The organism is Saccharopolyspora erythraea NRRL 2338 (assembly GCF_000062885.1).
Taxonomy (GTDB): Bacteria; Actinomycetota; Actinomycetes; order Mycobacteriales; family Pseudonocardiaceae; genus Saccharopolyspora_D; species Saccharopolyspora_D erythraea.
The window spans coordinates 6,869,726-6,886,445 of sequence record NC_009142.1 but is presented as its reverse complement, the minus strand read 5'-3'; the positions used below and the strand labels follow the sequence as shown (position 1 = coordinate 6,886,445).

Genomic DNA, 16,720 nt, shown 5'->3' with positions numbered 1-16,720 from the left:
CGTCAGGACACCTTCGCGCCGTGCTGGCGCAGCATCTCGGCCTGGTGGTCCTTGACCCGCTCGCCGCTGCGCGGCGACGCCTCCCAGTCGCCCTTGGCGTTGAGGACCCAGCAGCGGGTGGCTGGGTCCAGCGCGGAGTCCATCATGCCGTCGAGTTGGGCGGTGAGCTTGGGATCGGTGACCCGCACCTGGGTTTCGATCCGCCGGTCGAGGTTGCGGTGCATCATGTCGGCGCTGCCGATCCAGTGCTCGTCGATGCCGACGAAGTGGAACACCCGGGAGTGCTCCAGGAAGCGCCCGAGGATCGAGCGCACCTCGATGTTCTCGCTCAGCCCGGGCACGCCCGCCTTGAGCGCGCAGATCCCGCGCACCACGACGCTGATGGGCACGCCGGCCAGCGAGGCGCGGTAGAGGGCGTCGATGATCTGCTCGTCGACGAGCGAGTTCACCTTCATCCGGATCCCGCACGGCAGGCCCTCGGCGGCCAGCGCCGCCTCGGCCTCGATGCGCTTCTTGATGCCGTTGCGGATGCCCTGCGGCGACACCAGGATCCGCCGGTACTCGCCGTGACGGGCGTAACCGGTGAGGACGTTGAACAGGTCGGTGAGGTCGGCGCCGATCTCGGCGGAGGCGGTCAGCAGCCCGAGGTCCTCGTAGATGCGGGCCGTCTTGGGGTTGTAGTTGCCGGTGCCGAGGTGGCAGTAGCGGCGGATGGTGGAACCCTCCTGCCGCACCACTAGCGCGGTCTTGCAGTGCGTCTTGAGCCCCACGAGCCCGTACACCACGTGCACGCCTGCGCGCTCCAGGGTCCGCGCCCACTGGATGTTGGCCTGCTCGTCGAAGCGCGCCTTGAGCTCCACCAGCGCCACGACCTGCTTGCCGGCCTCCGCGGCGTCGATGAGCGCGTTGACGATCGGCGAGTCACCTGAGGTGCGGTACAGGGTCTGCTTGATGGCCAGCACGTGCGGATCGGCGGCGGCCTGCTCGATGAAGCGCTGGACCGACGTGGAGAACGCGTCGTAGGGGTGGTGCACCAGCACGTCGCCCTCGCGCAGCGTCGAGAAGATGCTCTTGGGCGTCTGCACCTCGGCGAAGGCCGGGTGGGTGGCCGGGACGAAGGGTGGCTCCTTCAGGTCCGGCCGCTGCAGCTTGTCGAGCTGGAACAGGCAGGACAGGTCGAGCAGCCCGGGCACCTCGACCACGTCGTGCTGGTCGACCTCCAGCTCCCGCAGCAGCAGCTCGAGCATGTTCTCGCTCATGGTCTCGGTGACCTCCAGCCGCACCGGCGGCCCGAAGCGCCGCCGCGCGAGCTCCCGCTCCATCGCCTGCAGCAGGTCCTCGTCGCGGTCCTCCTCGACCTCCAGGTCGGCGTTGCGGGTGACCCGGAAGATGTGGTGCTCGGTGACGACCATGCCGGGGAAGAGCTTGTCCAGGTGCGCCGCGATGAGCTCCTCCAGCGGCAGGAAGGTGGCTTGCTCGCTCTCCCGGTCGGATTCCACCCGGATCAGCCGCGGGACGTTGTCGGGAACTTTGACCCTGGCGAAGCGCCGGATGCCCGCGTCCGGGTCGGCCACGGTGACCGCGAGGTTGAGCGAGAGTCCCGAGATGTAGGGGAACGGGTGTGCCGGATCGACCGCCAGCGGGGTCAGCACCGGGAAGATGTGGTCCTCGAAGTAGGTGCTCAGCTTCTGCTGGTCGGGCTCGTCCAGCTTGTCCCACGCCAGGATCCGGATGCCGTTGGCGGCCAGTTCGGGCAGCAGCTCGTCGAGGAAGATGCGGCCCTGCTTCTCGGTGAGGTCCTGGTTGCGGGCGGCGATCCTGGCGAGCTGCTCGTGCGGGGTGAGGCCGTCGGCGCTGCGCACCGAGAGCCCCGTCTCCTCGCGGCGCTTGAGCCCGGCAACCCGGACCATGTAGAACTCGTCCAGGTTGGACGCGAAGATCGCCAGGAACTTGGCGCGCTCCAGCACCGGCTGCGACGAGTCCTCGGCTATCGCCAGCACCCGGGCGTTGAAGTCGAGCCAGGACAGCTCCCGGTTGAGGTAGCGGTCCTCCGGCAGGTCGGTGATGATCGCCGCGCGGGTCGCCGCGGGTGGGGCTGCCGGTACGCGGGAGTCGCGGGGTTCGGCCGTCGCGGGGCCCGTCAGGACGTCCGGCGCGGTGGTGCCGCGCCGGGCCGAAACGGGGTCGCGGCGGGTGGTGGTCGTCCTGCCTTCGGCGGCCGCCCGAGACCTGCGCGGCGGCTTCCCGTCCCGATCGCTGCTGTCCGTACTCACGGCGTCCATTGTCACTCATCAGGGCACCTTCGCTCGACCTTTGAGGGCTGCACCACCTCGAGCCCGCCGAGCCGCGGTCGCCGTCGGTCACCGGTCCCGCCCGGCGGGTTACCGCGGGCGGTCGGCCAGATGGGAGCGGGTGCGAGGTCCGAGACCGAGCTGGGAGGCTGCGCGGAGGTCGTCGGTGGTGTCGACGTCGCAACGCAGCGAGTCCCACGGGCCGTGGAGAGTCTTGGCGCCGGAACGCTCGTGGGCGGCCGACGACCCGATCCCGAAGCGGGGGTCCAGCGGGCGGCCGGGTTCGGCCAGCAGCAGCGTCGTGCCGGTGGCCTGGCGGTCCGGGCAGTGCGAGCGGTCGTCACCGGCCGCGTCGAGCGCGTCCGCGAGATCTTCCGGCCGCAGCGCGGGCAGGTCGGCCTGCAGTGCGCCGACGCGGCGCACGGAGGCTCTCGCCCGCAGCAGCGCGTCGGCGTGGCGCAGCGCCTCGTTCAGGCCCGCGGAGGGGGTGTCGGGCACGACCTCCACGCCCATCGCGGCGAACGCGCCGGCCAGCCGCGCGTCGGAGGTCACCACCACGACCCCGGCGACACCCCGCGCGGCGCGAGCCGCCTCGACGGTGTCCAACGCCACCGACGTGACCAGCGCCGCATGCGCGGCGGGTGCGGCGCCCGCGGCGCGCAGCCGCGTCTTGGCCAGGTGCAACGGCTTGATCGGGACGATGAGGTGCGAACCGGTGGTCACGACCGACATCTTCCGCCCGGCGGCGCGCAGGCGGCAGGGCCGCCCGCTGTGCGAGCTTCACCCGGCCGGGAAGGTACGTTGACAGCCGCTCGTGACGCGGAAGGAGTCGGGCGTGACCGAACCGAGGAGTCTCCGGCGCAGGCGGAGGACCACCAACGAGAAAGCACGCGGGCTCGGCAAGTTCTGGCTGGGGCTGGCCCGGGCGGTCTGCTACCCCCTGACCGGCCTGCTGGCCAGGACCAGGGTCACGGGCCTGGAGAACGTCCCCGCCGAGGGCCCGGTCCTGCTGGTGTTCAACCACGTCTCGCACCTGGACCCCGTCTTCGACGCCGTCACCGTGCACCGGGCGGGGCGCATCCCGCGGTTCCTGGCCAAGAACACGCTGTGGAACGTGCCCGTGCTGCGCAACGTCCTCAACGGGGTCGAGCAGATCCCCGTCTACCGGGGCACCGTCGACGCGCAGAAGAGCCTGCGGGCGGCGCACGAGGCGATGGAGGGGTCCAAGGCCGTCATCATCTACCCGGACGGCACCATCACCAAGGACCCCGAAGGCTGGCCGATGACGCCCAAGTTCGGCATCGCGCGACTGGCGCTGGGCCACGAGGTGCCGGTGGTGCCCGCGGCGCGGTGGGGCACCCGCGACGTCTACGACCACTACCGGAAGAAGTTCCGGCCGTTCCCGCGCAAGACCGTCCACTTCCGGTTCGGCGAGCCGCTGGACCTGTCGGCGTACCGCGGGCGGGAGCTGGACAACCATTTGCTGCGCGAGGTCACCGACCTGGCGATGCACCGGGTCCGCGACCTGCTCGGTGAGATCCGCGGCGAGCAGCCGCCCGCCGAGTACTACTCCGCGGCCCGCAAGCGCAGCCGGAGCGAAGATGGCGATGCCTGAGCAGGCGGATCAGAACGGGCGCGTCCCGGCGAAGGTCGCCGTGCTCGGCGCGGGCTCGTGGGGCACCACCTTCGCGAAGGTGCTCGCCGACGCGGGGACCGACGTGACGCTGTGGGCGCGGCGGACCGAGGTCGCCGAGGAGATCAACTCCACCCGCGTCAACGCCGGCTACCTGCCGGGGATCGTGCTGCCGCAACGGCTGCGGGCGACCGACGACGCGGCCGAGGCGATGCACGGCACCGACGCGGTGGTGCTGGCCGTGCCGAGCCAGACGCTGCGGGAGAACCTCGCGGGTTGGCAACCGCTGTTGCCCGAGCGCGCGACCCTGGTCAGCCTCGCCAAGGGCGTGGAGCTGAGCACGCTCAAGCGGATGAGCGAGGTCGTCAGCGAGGTGGCCGACGTCGCGATGGAGCAGGTCGCCGTGGTGTCCGGGCCGAACCTGGCGCGCGAGATCGCCGCCGAGCAGCCGACCGCGACCGTGGTCGCGTGCAACGACCACGACCGGGCCGTCGCGTTGCAGCAGGCGTGCTCGACGCCGTACTTCCGCCCCTACACCAACACCGACCTGGTCGGCATCGAGCTCGCCGGGGCGTGCAAGAACGTGATCGCGCTGGCCTGCGGGATGGCCGTCGGGCTCGGCTACGGGCACAACACGATGTCGTCGCTGATCACCCGCGGACTCGCCGAGACCACCCGGCTCGGGGTGGCGCTCGGCGCCGAGCCGATGACCTTCGCCGGCCTGGCCGGCCTCGGCGACCTGGTCGCCACCTGCATGTCGCCGCTGTCGCGCAACCGGACCTTCGGCGAGCGCCTCGGCCGCGGCGAAACGCTGGCGCAGGCCCAGGACGCCGCGCACGGGCAGGTCGCCGAGGGCGTGAAGTCGTGCTCGTCGATCCGCCAGCTCGCCGCGCGCACCGGCGTGGAGATGCCGATCACCGATGTGGTGCACCGGGTTTGCCACGAAGGACTCGAGCCCGGGCCGGCGGCGGCCGAGCTGCTGGGCCGCGAACGCAAGGCGGAGTAGGGAGGAACGGCTGTGGGAACGCCGATGGCGGACTACGGGGACGGCACGCGCTGCGTCCACGGTGGCCAGGCCGCGCCGGAACCGGGCGCGCCGCTGTCGCACGGGCCGGTGTTCGCGGCGCCGTACCACCTCGGCGGCGGCGACTTCTACGGCCGCGCGGGCAATCCGGGCTGGCGGGGGCTGGAAGAGGCGATCGGGGAGCTCGACGGTGGCCGCTGCGTGCTGCTGCCGTCGGGGATGGCCGCGATCAGCACGCTGCTGCGGTCGGTGCTGCGCGCGGGGGACGCGCTCATCCTGCCGTCGGACGGCTACTACGCCACCAGGGAGCTGGTGCGCGACGAGTTCGCCGAGCTCTCCCTCGACGTGCGTGAGATCCCCACCGCCGGACCGTGGGAGGACGGCGTCTTCGACGGAGTTCGGCTGGTGCTGCTGGAAACGCCGTCGAACCCGGGCCTCGACGTCTGCGACATCGCCGCGCTCGCCGAGCGCGCGCACGCGGCGGGCGCGCTGGTGGCGGTCGACAACACCACCGCGACGCCGATCGGGCAGCGTCCGCTGGAGCTCGGCGCCGACATCGTCGTCGCCAGCGACACCAAGGCCCTGGCCGGGCACAGCGACCTGCTGATGGGCCACGTCTCGGTGCGCGACGAGGAGCTCGCCGAGCGGCTGGTCCGGGCGCGCACGCTGTCCGGGTCGATTCCCGGGCCGTTCGAGACCTGGCTGGTGCACCGCAGCATGGCGACGCTGGACCTGCGGCTGGCGCGGCAGGCCGAGAACGCGGCGGCGCTGGCGGAGGTCCTGCGCGAGCACCCGGCGGTCTCCGGCCTGCGCTGGCCGGGGATGGCCGCCGACCCCGCGCACGAGCTCGCGGGGCGGCAGATGCGCCGCTGGGGCGGGGTGCTGCGCTTCGAGCTGGCCGACGCCGGTGCGGTCGAGGAGTTCGTCCGGCGCAGCAGGCTGGTCGTGGCGGCGACGAGCTTCGGCGGCCTGCACACCACGGCGGACCGGCGGGCGCAGTGGGGCGACCCGGTGCCGGAGGGCTTCGTGCGGCTCTCGGCCGGGTGCGAGGACACCGCCGACCTCGTCGCCGACGTCGTGCAGGCCCTGGGCTGAGTCTTCGCTGTGGCGGCCCGGAAGACTCACCTGCCTCTAGTCTTCGGGCATGGTCAACATGATCGAACCGCCGCCCGAGCCCTCGGTGGCGCTGAGCGACCCCGCCGAGCTGCTGGCCGGATACCTGGACTTCCACCGGGATGCCGTGCTGCGCAAGCTCGACGGGCTCTGGCGATGACGAGGCCCGCCGCAGCCGCGTGCCATCCGGCTGGGTGCCGCTGGGGTTGCTCAAGCACCTCGCCCACGTCGAACGCCGGTGGTTGCAGTGGGGGTTCGCGGCGGAGCAGGTCGACCGGCCGTGGGCCGACCACGAACCCGGCAGCGACGACCGGTGGCTGCTCGAACCGGACGACACCCTCGACAGCGTCCGCGAGTTCTTCCTCGCCCAGTGCGAACGCTCCCGCGCGATCGCGGCGGGCGCGCGCCTGGAGGACCGCTCGGCCGTCGGCGGGCGATTCGGGCCCGGCGACGAACCGCCCACCCTGGCGTGGATCCTGTTCCACCTGCTCCAGGAGTACGCCCGCCACGTGGGCCACCTCGACATCGCGCGGGAGCTCGGCGACGGCCTGACCGGCGAGTAACCGGGCGGCGGAACCGCTCCGCAGTGTGAGATGCGCCTGGTCGGTTTGACGTCGGGGCGGCGCTGCTGGTTCAGTGAGCGGCGTGTACATGCGTGCCTTCGGTGAGCGGAGAGGTCACATCGACCTTCGCCGGGTAGCCAGCGCGCTCTGTCCTTCGCGGTGATCCATCCCACCGACCCTGCGGGTTGATGGCACGGCCACGTGCCGTTCGCGCCGTCCCCGCCTCGCCAAGACGCCGAAGGACACCTCAACCGTGTTTGCCGTTCCGCCCAACACCGTCGCCGTTCCCGCCAACCGCGCCATCGCGCACCCCGTGCGCATCGCCCGCGAACTGGCCGCCGCCCGCAGCAGCTGGGCCCACCTCGTGCGCTACGACCCCGAGCAGCGCTGGTTCGGGCTGCTCGAACGCACCGAGGAGCACGAGGCGTGGCTGCTGACGTGGCTGCCGGGCCAGCACACCGAGCTGCACGACCACGGCGGCGCCACCGGCGCCTTCACCCTCGTCTCCGGGGAGCTCTCAGAGCGCGTGATCCAGGACCGCGACGCGGGCCCGGTCGAGACGCTGCACTCGCTGGTCGAGGGCCAGTCGCGGGTCTTCGGGCCCAACTACATCCACCAGGTCCGCAACGAGGGCCAGGACCCGGCGATCAGCATCCACGTCTACCGCCCGGTCAGGGCGCCGATGCGGGTGTACCGGAGCAACCCCTACGAGGGCGTGCGGCCCTTGTAGGAATGTTGCGGAGCGGCTTGCGTCGCGGTGCCGGTAGCGGAACCTCAGGCGCCCTCTGGCTCCGGGATCTTCTTCTCACCTATCAGCCATACGCCGCGAAAAAGCTGTCCTCGCCAGAGGACGCCTGAGAACCCGCGGCGGTGCCGGTTGGCAGGGTGGGCCAAGCGGCTGCGCCGCTTCAAAGATTGAAGGCAGGCGCTCAGAAACCCGGCGGTGTGGGTGGGGTTCCGCGCCGCAAGCGGCTGACGTCGCTCGTGAAACTGCCCTAGGTGTTCTGCCTAGGGAGTGGTGCCGCCGGGAGCCGGTGGCCGCCGGTTCGGCACGTGGGCGGGTACGGCGAAGTCCTCCGGCAGGTCGTGGTTCGGTTCCGGCTCGCCCCACTGCGCGCGCAGCGGCAGCACCCCGGCCCACGCGGCGTTGGCCGCGATGTCCTCGGCGTCGTCGTTGGCTCCGCCGGAGCGGACCTTCACGGAGGCTTCGCCGAGGCTCAGGGCGAGCACCGCGGTCTTGGCGAGCTCCTTCGTGTCGGGCCGGCGAACGTGCTCCCACGACCCGGGCGCCAGGTGCTCGGTGAGCGCGCGAAGACCCGCCAGTCGCTCGTCCGGGTCGGTGACCAGCCGGGCGCGGCCGTGGACCACGGCGCTGCGGTAGTTGACCGAGAAGTGGAACGCCGAGCGGGAGTAGACGACGCCGTCGACGTGCGTCACCGCCACGCAGACCTCGGCGTCCCCGCCCGCCTCCCGCAGGCTGCGCGCGCCCGTCGAGCCGTGGAGGTAGAGCGTGTCGCCGATGCGCCCGTAGCCGGTCGGCAGGACCCGCGGTGCGCCGTCGACCACGACGCCGAGGTGGCACACGAGCCCGGCGTCGAGCACGGCGTGCAGATCGGCGGTCGGTCCGGGCCCGTTCCCGGCTTCGCTGGATGCGGCTCCGGTCGGTGGGGGAGAGCGTCGTTGGGGTCACGCTGAACAGGATCTTCCCAGAAGTGGCATTATCGAAGTGCCAATCAGGGAGAATTTCCAAATGCCACATTCGGTCCCCGCGGCGAGCTCGCCGCTGCTGGAGCTGGCCATCGACCTGCGCCGCGACGACCAGCGCCCGCTCGCCGTGCAGCTCGCCGACGCGCTGCGGCGGGCGGCCAGCGCCGGTCAGCTCCGCGGCGGCGACCGGCTGCCCTCCACCCGCGCCTTCGCCCGCCACCTGGCGGTGAGCCGCACTGTGACGGCCGCCGCCTACGAGCAGCTGCACGCCGAGGGCTGGATCGTCGGCAAGCACGGCTCGGGGACCTACGTCACCACCACCCCGCCGGGCACCGTCTCGGCGCCTCCGGCACCGCCGCGCCGCGACCGCACCGCCGGCGGCGAGGTCGACCTGACGCCGGGAGCGCCGTGGGCGGCCGGCATCGACCGGGCGGCCTGGCGGCGCGCGTGGCGCGCGGCGGCCGACGCGGGACCGGCGTCGGGCCCCGAACGCGCCGGGCTCGACGAGTACCGCTCCGCCGTCGTGGACCACCTGCTGCGCCACCGCGGCCTGGTCGTCGGCGGGTCGCCGGTGGAGACGGTCCTGGCCACCGGGGGAACCACCGCCGCCCTGGGGGAGCTGGCTTCCACCGTCCTGGGCCGCGGGGACGCCGTCGCGGTGGAGGAGCCCGGGTACCAGCGGGCGGTGGGGGCGCTGGACGCCGCGGGTATCCGCGTCGTCCCGGCCCCGGTGGACCACCAGGGCATCGTCGTCGACGCCGTCCCGAGCGGCGTCCGCGCCGTCTACTGCTCGCCCGCGCACCAGTACCCGATCGGCGGGCGGCTGCCCGCGGATCGCAGGGTCGCGCTGGTGGAGCGGGCCCGCGCCGAGGGCTGGCTGATCATCGAGGACGACTACGACGGCGAGCTGCGCTACGACGTCGCGCCGCTGCCCGTCCTGGCCTCGATGGCACCGGACGTCGTGGTGCACCTGGGGACGACCAGCAAGATCCTCACCCCGACCCTGGGCGTCGGCTGGATGCTGGCGCCCAAGCGCGTCGCCACCGCCGTCCTCGAACACCGGGCCCGCACCGGCACCCGACCCGCCCCGGCCGGGCAGCGGGTGCTGGCCGAGTTCGCCCGCCACGGCGACCTCGGCAGGCACCTGCGGCGCCTGCGGCGGGAGCTGTCCCAGCGCCGGGCGCTGATCGTCGAGCGCCTTGCCGAGCACGGCATCGAGGTCTTCGGTGACCAGGCGGGAGCGCACGTGGTGCTGCCGCTGCTTGACGGGGCGACCGAGCGGCGGGTCGTCGACCGCGCCCGGGAGGAGGGAGTGGTCCTCGACGGGCTGCGACGCCACCACTGCGGCCCGCAGCAGTGGTTCGGGCTCGCCCTCGGATACGCCGCCTGCTCCCGCCCGGAGCTGGAGGCCACGCTGCCGGTGCTGGCCCGTCTGTGCGGTGACACGTGACCGGCCGGCGCTCGCCCAGCAGGTAGGGTCCCGCGCATGACACAGCGCAAGACCCGGGTGGCGGTCGTCTTCGGAGGACGCAGCACCGAACACGGCATCTCCTGCGTCTCGGCCGGCAGCGTGCTGGCCCACCTGGACCGCGACCGCTTCGAGGTGGTGCCCGTCGGCATCACCAAGGAGGGCGCCTGGGTGCTGGCAGGCGACGACCCGGAGGCCCTGGAGATCCAGGACCGCAGGACGCCGGAGATCACCTCGGGCAAGGCGGTCGCACTGCCGGGCGACCCGACGCGCGACCTGATGTACCTGGAGCCGGGTCGCGGCGGCGAGGTGCTGTCGTCGGTCGACGTCGTGTTCCCGGTGCTGCACGGCGCCTTCGGCGAGGACGGCACCATCCAGGGCCTGCTGGAGATGGCCGGGGTGCCCTACGCCGGTCCCGGCGTGCTTTCCAGCGCGGTGGCGATGGACAAGGAGTACACCAAGAAGCTGCTCGCCGCCGAGGGCCTGGCGGTCGGCACCTACGAGGTCCTGCGCCGCGACCAGTCCACTCTGGACCAGCAGCAGCGCGAGCGCCTCGGGCTGCCGGTGTTCGTCAAGCCCGCCCGCGCGGGGTCGTCGCTGGGCATCACGAAGGTCACCGACCACGCCGACCTCGACGACGCCATCGCCGAGGCCCGCCGCACCGACCCGAAGGTCATCATCGAGTCCGCGGTGACCGGGCGCGAGGTCGAGTGCGGAGTCCTGGAGTTCCCCGACGGCCGGGTCGAGGCGTCGCTGCCCGCCGAGCTGCGCGTGACCGGCGACTCCACCTGGTACGACTACGAGTCGAAGTACCTCGACGACGTCACCGAGTTCGACATCCCCGCCAAGATCGGCGACGACGCCATCGAGCGCATGCGCGAGGCGGCGGTGACCGCGTTCCGCGCGCTGGAGTGCCAGGGCCTGGCGCGGGTGGACTTCTTCGTCGCCGACGACGGCGAGCTGATCGTCAACGAGGTCAACACCATGCCGGGCTTCACCGCGATCTCGCTCTACCCGCGGATGTGGGCCCAGACCGGCGTGGACTACCCGACGCTGCTGAGCACCCTGATCGAGACCGCCATCGCGCGCGGCACCGGCCTGCGCTGAGCCATCCACCGGCCCCCGGATGGGGGCTCAGGGGAAGACCGGCTGCTTGGGCAGCGTGTCGCGCAGGATCTGCGACAGGTCCTGGACCGGGCCGCTGCCCGAGCCGGCCGGGACGGTGAGCGCCACGTAGACCGGGCGGTCCACCGCCAGCCACGAGGACCGGCCGCCCTCGCTGATCTCCAGCCAGCTCACCCCGGAGATGTCGACCAGCTTCGACGTCGGGGTCAGCTCGGCGGGTGCGTCGATGCCGCAGCGCACGGTGACCGGGTCGTGCTCGGCGTCGCCCCAGACGACGGTCGCCGGCGGCACCGGCTCGGCCAGCGCCCGGCGCGGCACCGGTGACTCGCCCAGGCGCAGGTCCCGCGGCAGCGCGGCGACCACCTTCGCGCACTCCGGCGTCCCGGCCTCGGCGGCGGGGATCGGCGGGAGCGCCAGCGGTCCGGTGCGGCGAGCCTTCTGCGCGGCCTCCTGGGCCTGCCGCTCCTGGTCGCCGACGTGCTGGACGTACAGTCCGAGCGCGGCGACCGACACGGCCAGCAGCGCGCCCAGTGCGATGGCGACGACCAACACCGGTCGGGGCAGGCCGGGGGTTGGCACTTCGCGACTCACGCGGACCACTACAGCACGGCCGGCAGGGCACGACCGCACCGGCCCGCGGCCGGCGCCGTCGTGTCCCGCCGCCCGTCCACTACAGGTGCACCACCGGACACGTCAGGGTCCGGGTGATCCCCTCGACGTTCTGGATGTTGGCCACGACCATCTTGCCGAGCAGGTCGACGTTCTCCGCCTCCGCGCGCACGATCACGTCATACGGACCGGTGACGTCCTCGGCGCTGACGACGCCGGCGGAACCGGCGATCTCGGCGGCCACCGCGGCTGCCTTGCCGACTTCCGTCTGGATGAGGATGTATGCCTGAACCACGGCGTGCCCCTTCGTCTCGACCATGTGCGGGGTAGGAAACTTGCAGCAAGCTACCCCATTAGACCGAGCTGACGCTCAAGGAAGGAAGGTCTCAGTTGGGTCCGGATTCGTCGCAGGACGCACAGACCGTTTCCCAGGTGGGTGAGTTCGGTCTCATTGATCGGGTTACGTCCGGCAGGCAGCAGTCACCGGGCACGCTCATCGGCCCCGGGGACGACGCGGCCGTCCTGGCGGCCCCGGACGGCCGCGTGGTGGCCACCACCGACGTGCTCGTGGAGCAGGTGCACTTCCGTTTCGACTGGTCCACGCCGCGCCAGGTCGGGCGCAAGGCCGTCGCGGTGAACCTCTCCGACATCGCCGCGATGGGTGCGGTGCCCACCGGTCTGCTGGTCGGCCTCGGCTGCTCCCAGGACACGCCGACCGAGGTGGTCGACGAGCTGTCGGCGGGCATGTGGGAAGAAGCACAGCAGGTCGGGATCGGTCTGGTGGGCGGCGACATGGTGTCGGCAACGGCACTGGTGATCTCGGTTACGGCACTCGGCGATCTGCAGGGCAGGCAGCCGGTCACCCGTTCCGGCGCGCGGCCGGGCGACGTCGTCGCGGTGGCGGGCAGGCTCGGGTGGGCGGCGGCCGGTCTCGCGGTGCTCGGCCGCGGTTTCCGCTCGCCGGTGGCGGTCGTCGGCGCGCAGCGGGTGCCGGAGCCGCCGTACGCGGCCGGGCCGCTGGCGGCCGAGGCCGGCGCGACGTCCATGGTGGACATCTCCGACGGGCTGCTGGCCGACCTCGGGCACATCGCCACCGCATCGGGTGTCGCCGTCGACATCCGCAACGAGCTGCTGGAGGTGCCGCAGCGCCTCAGCGAGGTCGCCTCCGCGCTCGGCGCCGACGCCCGGCACTGGGTCCTCACCGGGGGAGAGGACCAAGCGCTGGCGGCGACGTTCCCGCCTGAGGTGGCGCTTCCGGAGGGTTGGCGCGCCGTCGGCGTCACCGCCGAGGGCCAGGGCGTGACCGTCGACGGCGCGCCCTACGAGGGCAGCTCCGGCTGGGAGCACTGGCGCTGACGCCGATCCGGACCGCACGAGCGAAAAGGGCCCGGCCGGGAGAGTTCCGGCCGGGCCCTTTCGTGCCGTGGGTCTTCCGGGTTGCCGTAGCGCCCCGGAAGACCCGCGGATCAGGTCGTGGCGGGGGCGGACTTGGTGACGCCCTCCTCCATCAGCGGCTTGCCCGCCGTCTCCTTCATCAGCAGGATCGGGATCAGCGCGACCGCCGCGGCACCCATCAGGTAGTAGGCCGGGAAGAAGGTGTTCCCGGTCGACTGGACCACCGCGTCGTTGATGAACGGCGCGGTGCCGCCGAACGCGGCCGTCGACACGTTGTACCCGACGCAGAAGGCCGCGTAGCGCACCTTGGTCGGGAACATCGCCGGCAGCGTCGCGGCCAGCGGCCCGATCGTCTGGATGTGCGCCAGGCCCAGCAGCGCCAGCCCGGCCAGCGTGGTCGGCAGGGTGCCCTGCGAGATCAGCATGAACGCCGGGATCGGCAGCACGATGAAGCAGATCGCCGCCGACAGGAAGACCGGCTTGCGCCCCACCTTGTCCGACAGCGCACCGACCGGCGTGATGAACACCAGCATCACCCCGACCGTGATCAGCAGCGGGATGAGCACCTGGTACTCCTGACCCGGCGCGTCGAGGTGGAGCGTCTGCTTGAGGTAGGTCTCCATGTAGGTGAGCAACGTGTAGTTGGCCACGTTGATCAGCACCACGATGCCCATCAGGATCAGCAGCCTGCGCCAGTGCTCGGCGATCAGCGCCTTCAGCGGCGAGTTGGCGACCTGGTGGGTCTCCTGGAGGTTCTTGAACGCGGGCGTGTCCTCCAGCTTGCTCCGCAGGTAGAGACCCACCGCGCCGAGCGGACCCGCGATCAGGAACGGGACGCGCCAGCCCCACGACTCCATCGAGGCCTGGTCGAGGTTGAGGATCAGGATGGTCGGCACCAGCGCGCCGAGGCCGAAGCCGACCAGGGTTCCGAACTCCAGCCAGCTGCCGTAGAAACCGCGCCGCCTGTCCGGTGCGAACTCGGCGATGTAGGTCGCCGCGCCGCCGTACTCACCACCGGTCGAGAAGCCCTGCAGCATCCGGCACAGCAGCAGCAGGACGGGGGCGAGCACGCCGATCGCGCTGTAGGTCGGCAGCAGGCCGATCAGCAGCGTCGAACCGGACATCAGCAGGATCGTCAGGGCCAGGACCTTCTGCCGTCCGATGCGGTCCCCGAGAGGTCCGAAGAACAGGCTGCCGAACGGCCGGATCAGGAAGGAGATTGCGAAGACCCCGAAAGCCGAGACCGTCTCCCACGGCCCGGGGAAGAACTGGTGGCCGACATAGCTGGCCACATAGGCGTAGACACCGAAGTCGTACCACTCCGTGGTGTTCCCGATCGCCGCCGCTCCGACCGCACGCCGCAGCAGTGACCGCTGTTCTGGGGTTGTCCCGTCTTTCTCCTGTGAAGTCATGGGGCTTAGCGCCACCTCCGGGGTTGAGCCTCCACGGCGTGTGCGTTTAGGTGGTCTAGGAACCTAGCTCAGGGTGCAGGGCATAGCCACCAATACGCCGGAATGTGTCCATTTCGATGATTACCCGCTTATGCGAATCGTCACGGCGAACTCGGCGCAGCAGTTGGCGCTCCGATCGCCGAATGGGGTCGCCAATTGCGGTCGTGACAGGCGGAAATGGCGAATCCGGGTGTGCTCCGGGGCGCATTGCGTACCCGCCTGATGTCACAGGCATCCAAATGGGTGTGACGACTGTCACTTTTCCGTGTTCGTGACCCAGAGTCACCGGCTGGGGCGGCGCCCTGTGGATCTCGCCGCCTCGCTAGGCTGTTCTGCCATGGCGCGTCCCCTCTCAGACGTGGTCGAGGCCGGGTGGGCCGAGGCCCTGGAACCGGTGGCCGACCGCATCAGCGCGATGGGCGGCTTCCTGCGCGACGAGGTCGCCGCGGGTCGCCAGTACCTGCCGGCCCCGGAGAACGTCCTGCGCGCGTTCAAGCAGCCCTTCCGCGAGGTGCGGGTGCTGATCGTCGGCCAGGACCCGTACCCGACGCCGGGGCACGCCGTGGGTCTCAGCTTCTCGGTCGCACCCGACGTGCGGCCGCTGCCGAAGAGCCTGGTCAACATCTTCCGCGAGTACACCGAGGACCTCGGCTACCCGATGCCCTCCACCGGCGACCTGACGCCGTGGACCGAGCGCGGGGTGCTGCTGCTCAACAGGGCGCTCACGGTCGAGCCCCGCAAGCCCGCCGCGCACCGTGGCAAGGGCTGGGAGGAGGTCACCGCGCAGGCGATCCGCGCGCTGGCCGCCCGGGAGGAGCCGCTGGTGGCGATCCTGTGGGGCCGCGACGCCCGCGACCTGCGGCCGCTGATGCCCGGCGTCGAGTGCGTCGAGTCGCCGCACCCGAGCCCGATGTCGGCCGACCGCGGCTTCTTCGGCTCGCGGCCGTTCAGCCGGGTCAACCAGATCCTGGAGAGCCGCGGCGAGGATCCGATCGACTGGAAGCTGCCGTAGCGCGGCTCACCCTCCGCAGAGCCGTCTTCGGCTCTGCTTGCGCCGGGCCGTCGCCGTTCGGCCGTGACATCGCGTTCCGGAGCCTGTCGGGCCGACGCCGCTCCGCCGCTTCCGCGAGTCGTCGGCTCCGCTTCCGCGCGGCCGTCACAGCACCGCTGTGTGTCGCCTACTCGCAGGTCAGCGCGCGTGCGCGGGTGGCTGTCGCTTCCGGCCGGTCGTACATTCGAGGGTGCCGGATACCAGCGTTCGTGTCGGAAGAAGGCTCGTCATGGGGGCCGGCCGGAACAGCAGCCTGCAGCGCCTCGCCCGGCGGGTGTGGCCAGGCGCCAATCCGCTGCGCCGGCGCACCGACTGGTTCGAGCCGGTCGCGTTGTTCGTGCTGTTCCTCGCGGCGATCGTGGTCGTGGCGCTGGCGTTGCTGACCTCCCAGTCCGTGCTGCGGGACCGCTTGGCGGCGGTGCACGAGGAGGAGACGTCGCGGCACCCGGTCGTCGCGACGGTGGTGGCCGACCTCCGGGACCAGGGCTCGGCGAACCGCTCGCTGGCCGTGCGCTGGGGGCAACCGCCCGACGAGCGCTTCGCCGTCATCCACGTCCCCGCGCACGTCCGCGCCGAGAAGACCGTTCCGGTCTGGCTCGACCGCGACGGGCAGATCACCTCCGCGCCGTCGACGCGCGCCGAAGCCACCCAGGCCGCCGGGACCATCGGCGCGGCGGTGCTGCTCGGAGGCCTGATGGCGCTCTCGATCGGCTACGGCCTCGCCCGCTGGCTCGTGGTCCGGGGCCGGTTGTCCGCCTGGGGCGCGGAGTGGGAATGGGTCGAGCCGCGCTGGCGCAACCACATGACCTGACCGCCCGGCCGCGAGCCGGGTGAGGCGCCGCCGATGGCACGAAAAACCCCGGGACGGCGGGACCGTCCCGGGGTTCGGCGAAGCCGGAGTGCGGTCAGCCCCGCACGACCTTGCCCGCCTTGAGGCACGAGGTGCACACGTTCATGCGCTTGCGCTGCGAAAGACCGATCTTCGCGTGCACGGTCTGGATGTTCGGGTTCCACCGGCGCCTGGTCTTCCGGTGGGAGTGCGAGACCGAGTTGCCGAAGCCTGGTCCCTTACTGCAGACGTCGCAGACGGCAGCCACGTCAGACACCCCTTACTTTGCGTTCACGGTTCCAGCGATGAGCGTCACGCAAGCGACTCCCACTTGCGTGAGGTCTCGCCACCCGCAGGTGACTGCGCTTGCCTGCACCGCCGACCGGCGGTGTGGTCCGGGCAGGCCGGGCCCGGCTGGGCCGCAACCGCCGGAATGGATCCCGGTGTGGGAACGTCCAGGG

At 71.9% G+C, this 16,720-nt stretch carries 17 protein-coding genes and 1 pseudogene; 11 read left to right on the top strand and 7 right to left on the bottom strand.

Annotation, left to right across the window (positions count from 1 at the left end; translation table 11 throughout):
* Positions 1–2: 2 nt before the first annotated feature.
* Positions 3–2,282: an RNA degradosome polyphosphate kinase gene (locus SACE_RS29460; RefSeq protein ID WP_009944414.1), complete on the bottom strand. Its 2,280-nt coding sequence runs from the start codon at positions 2,280–2,282 to the stop codon at positions 3–5.
* Between the two features lie 99 nt (positions 2,283–2,381).
* Positions 2,382–3,014: a 2-phospho-L-lactate guanylyltransferase gene (cofC, locus tag SACE_RS29455; protein ID WP_009944415.1), complete on the bottom strand. Its 633-nt coding sequence runs from the start codon at positions 3,012–3,014 to the stop codon at positions 2,382–2,384.
* Between the two features lie 112 nt (positions 3,015–3,126).
* Here cofC and SACE_RS29450 point away from each other — a divergent pair, with 112 nt between their 5' ends.
* The 6 genes from SACE_RS29450 (at position 3,127) to SACE_RS29430 (ending at position 7,354) form a co-directional block, all read left to right on the top strand.
* The gene (locus SACE_RS29450; protein WP_011874964.1) at positions 3,127–3,906 is read left to right on the top strand and encodes a lysophospholipid acyltransferase family protein; all 780 of its coding nucleotides are present in this window, start codon (positions 3,127–3,129) and stop codon (positions 3,904–3,906) included.
* On the top strand, positions 3,899–4,930 hold the full coding sequence (locus tag SACE_RS29445) for an NAD(P)H-dependent glycerol-3-phosphate dehydrogenase (protein WP_009944417.1): 1,032 nt from the start codon (positions 3,899–3,901) through the stop codon (positions 4,928–4,930). The genes SACE_RS29450 and SACE_RS29445 overlap by 8 nt, the downstream gene beginning before the upstream one ends.
* A gap of 24 nt (positions 4,931–4,954) precedes the next feature.
* Complete coding sequence (locus SACE_RS29440) at positions 4,955–6,043, top strand: cystathionine gamma-lyase (RefSeq protein WP_009944418.1); 1,089 nt, start codon at positions 4,955–4,957, stop codon at positions 6,041–6,043.
* Between the two features lie 49 nt (positions 6,044–6,092).
* Positions 6,093–6,221, top strand: coding sequence for a hypothetical protein (locus tag SACE_RS39855; protein ID WP_009944419.1), 129 nt, complete (start codon positions 6,093–6,095; stop codon positions 6,219–6,221).
* Positions 6,222–6,255: 34 nt separating this feature from the next.
* Complete coding sequence (locus SACE_RS29435) at positions 6,256–6,624, top strand: mycothiol transferase (RefSeq protein ID WP_231849833.1); 369 nt, start codon at positions 6,256–6,258, stop codon at positions 6,622–6,624.
* 253 nt (positions 6,625–6,877) lie between these two features.
* Positions 6,878–7,354 carry a cysteine dioxygenase gene (locus SACE_RS29430; RefSeq protein WP_011874960.1) on the top strand — a complete coding sequence of 159 codons (477 nt, stop codon included), beginning with the start codon at positions 6,878–6,880 and terminating at the stop codon, positions 7,352–7,354.
* Positions 7,355–7,632: 278 nt separating this feature from the next.
* Here the strand turns inward: SACE_RS29430 and SACE_RS29425 are convergent.
* Positions 7,633–8,314 (bottom strand): annotated as a pseudogene (locus SACE_RS29425) (pyridoxamine 5'-phosphate oxidase family protein).
* Positions 8,315–8,374: 60 nt separating this feature from the next.
* Here SACE_RS29425 and pdxR point away from each other — a divergent pair.
* Positions 8,375–9,781, top strand: a complete 1,407-nt coding sequence (pdxR, locus tag SACE_RS29420; RefSeq protein WP_011874959.1) for a MocR-like pyridoxine biosynthesis transcription factor PdxR — start codon at positions 8,375–8,377, stop codon at positions 9,779–9,781.
* A 36-nt stretch (positions 9,782–9,817) separates the two neighbouring features.
* Entirely contained in the window at positions 9,818–10,906 is a 1,089-nt protein-coding gene (locus tag SACE_RS29415; RefSeq protein ID WP_009947516.1) for a D-alanine--D-alanine ligase family protein, read from the top strand.
* 27 nt (positions 10,907–10,933) lie between these two features.
* On the opposite strand, the gene SACE_RS29410 is transcribed toward SACE_RS29415, so the two are convergent.
* Together SACE_RS29410 and SACE_RS29405 are read right to left on the bottom strand one after the other, a co-directional pair.
* Positions 10,934–11,515, bottom strand: coding sequence for a DUF3515 domain-containing protein (locus SACE_RS29410; RefSeq protein ID WP_231849831.1), 582 nt, complete (start codon positions 11,513–11,515; stop codon positions 10,934–10,936).
* A gap of 79 nt (positions 11,516–11,594) precedes the next feature.
* Positions 11,595–11,828 carry an Lrp/AsnC ligand binding domain-containing protein gene (locus SACE_RS29405; RefSeq protein ID WP_011874957.1) on the bottom strand — a complete coding sequence of 78 codons (234 nt, stop codon included), beginning with the start codon at positions 11,826–11,828 and terminating at the stop codon, positions 11,595–11,597.
* 95 nt (positions 11,829–11,923) lie between these two features.
* On the opposite strand from SACE_RS29405, the gene SACE_RS29400 reads away from it, so the two are divergent.
* The gene (locus tag SACE_RS29400; protein WP_009947520.1) at positions 11,924–12,889 is read left to right on the top strand and encodes a thiamine-phosphate kinase; all 966 of its coding nucleotides are present in this window, start codon (positions 11,924–11,926) and stop codon (positions 12,887–12,889) included.
* Positions 12,890–12,999: 110 nt separating this feature from the next.
* On the opposite strand, the gene SACE_RS29395 is transcribed toward SACE_RS29400, so the two are convergent.
* Complete coding sequence (locus SACE_RS29395; protein ID WP_009947521.1) at positions 13,000–14,340, bottom strand: MFS transporter; 1,341 nt, start codon at positions 14,338–14,340, stop codon at positions 13,000–13,002.
* Between the two features lie 376 nt (positions 14,341–14,716).
* Between SACE_RS29395 and SACE_RS29390 the strand changes: the two genes are divergently transcribed.
* Positions 14,717–15,391, top strand: coding sequence for a uracil-DNA glycosylase (locus SACE_RS29390; protein WP_011874956.1), 675 nt, complete (start codon positions 14,717–14,719; stop codon positions 15,389–15,391).
* Between the two features lie 268 nt (positions 15,392–15,659).
* Positions 15,660–16,241: an Rv1733c family protein gene (locus SACE_RS29385; protein ID WP_009947523.1), complete on the top strand. Its 582-nt coding sequence runs from the start codon at positions 15,660–15,662 to the stop codon at positions 16,239–16,241.
* A 94-nt stretch (positions 16,242–16,335) separates the two neighbouring features.
* Here SACE_RS29385 and rpmB read toward each other — a convergent pair whose 3' ends face one another.
* A complete protein-coding gene (gene rpmB, locus SACE_RS29380) occupies positions 16,336–16,527 on the bottom strand; it encodes a 50S ribosomal protein L28 (RefSeq protein ID WP_009947524.1) in 192 nt (63 codons plus the stop codon).
* Between the last annotated feature and the right edge of the window lie 193 nt (positions 16,528–16,720).

Bases quoted from the DNA above. Each gene is read 5' to 3' on its own strand.
- SACE_RS29460 (WP_009944414.1), bottom strand. From the start codon at position 2,282: ATGGACGCCGTGAGTACGGACAGCAGCGATCGGGACGGGAAGCCGCCG.
- SACE_RS29445 (WP_009944417.1), top strand. From the start codon at position 3,899: ATGCCTGAGCAGGCGGATCAGAACGGGCGCGTCCCGGCGAAGGTCGCC.
- SACE_RS29440 (WP_009944418.1), top strand. From the start codon at position 4,955: ATGGCGGACTACGGGGACGGCACGCGCTGCGTCCACGGTGGCCAGGCC.
- SACE_RS39855 (WP_009944419.1), top strand. From the start codon at position 6,093: ATGGTCAACATGATCGAACCGCCGCCCGAGCCCTCGGTGGCGCTGAGC.
- pdxR (WP_011874959.1), top strand. From the start codon at position 8,375: ATGCCACATTCGGTCCCCGCGGCGAGCTCGCCGCTGCTGGAGCTGGCC.
- SACE_RS29415 (WP_009947516.1), top strand. From the start codon at position 9,818: ATGACACAGCGCAAGACCCGGGTGGCGGTCGTCTTCGGAGGACGCAGC.
- SACE_RS29395 (WP_009947521.1), bottom strand. From the start codon at position 14,340: ATGACTTCACAGGAGAAAGACGGGACAACCCCAGAACAGCGGTCACTG.
- SACE_RS29390 (WP_011874956.1), top strand. From the start codon at position 14,717: ATGGCGCGTCCCCTCTCAGACGTGGTCGAGGCCGGGTGGGCCGAGGCC.
- SACE_RS29385 (WP_009947523.1), top strand. From the start codon at position 15,660: ATGGGGGCCGGCCGGAACAGCAGCCTGCAGCGCCTCGCCCGGCGGGTG.